Genomic DNA, 507 nt, shown 5'->3' with positions numbered 1-507 from the left:
GGCCGAAACTTCCCGTCTTCCAGTCTGCGGCTCTGCCGCCAGACGTAATCGCCGGTTAGGTTGATGTGCTCCCAGCCCAGCGGCGACAGGAATTGCAGCAGCTCGCCGTCCACCGGCTTGCCGGCCTCGACCAACCCCTGGGTGGCGCGTTCCAGGTACACCGTGTTCCACAGCACGATAGCCGCCGTCACCAGGTTGAGGCCGCTGGCCCGGTAGCGCTGCTGCTCGAAGCTCCGATCCCTGATTTCCCCAAGGCGGTTGAAGAACACCGCCCTGGCCAGCGAGTTGCGCGCCTCACCTTTGTTCAGGCCGGCATGCACGCGGCGGCGCAGTTCAACACTTTGCAGCCAGTCCAGGATGAACAGCGTGCGCTCGATCCGGCCCAGCTCGCGCAGGGCCACGGCCAGTCCGTTCTGGCGCGGGTAGCTGCCGAGCTTGCGCAGCATCAGCGAGGCGGTGACGGTGCCCTGCTTGATCGAGCTGGCCAGGCGCAGGATGTCGTCCCAG

At 66.5% G+C, this 507-nt stretch carries 1 protein-coding gene; it reads right to left on the bottom strand.

The features are described from left to right. Window positions 1–507 (bottom strand): Tn3 family transposase (locus ACFPZN_RS56695; protein ID WP_378293806.1); only part of this gene is annotated, 507 nt, incomplete at both ends.

It is taken from the genome of Actinomadura rugatobispora, from assembly GCF_042656285.1.
GTDB classification, from domain to species: domain Bacteria; phylum Actinomycetota; class Actinomycetes; order Streptosporangiales; family Streptosporangiaceae; genus Spirillospora; species Spirillospora rugatobispora.
This window is presented reverse-complemented; position numbering and strand designations above follow the sequence as displayed.